This is a genomic window from Shewanella sp. CAL98-MNA-CIBAN-0140 (assembly GCF_040309905.1).
Taxonomy (GTDB): Bacteria; Pseudomonadota; Gammaproteobacteria; order Enterobacterales; family Shewanellaceae; genus Shewanella; species Shewanella psychromarinicola.
Genome location: NZ_JBEOPI010000231.1, coordinates 1 through 254 on the forward strand (window position 1 = coordinate 1; position 254 = coordinate 254).

The following is a 254-nucleotide window of genomic DNA, read 5'->3' on the forward strand; positions in this document are numbered from 1 at the left end:
CTCCACGGCACCCTTTCTCGGTGCTGCAGTGGCGTTGCTGGTGTTTGGCGAGTCGGTGACCGTGGCCTTCTGGATTGCCTCGGCGCTGATGGCCGTGGGCGTGTGGCTGCACCTGACGGAGCGGCATGCCCATGAGCATCTGCATGAGGCAACGCAACATGGGCATTGGCATGTGCATGATGAGCATCATCAACATGAGCATGGGTTTGAGTGGGACTCGAAGGTGCCTCATAGCCATGTGCATGCACATGGGG

The 254-nt window shown here is 59.8% G+C and carries 1 pseudogene; it reads left to right on the top strand.

From position 1 onward, the window contains the following. Positions 1-254, top strand: a pseudogene (locus AAEY93_RS20875) (EamA family transporter); the annotation flags it as partial.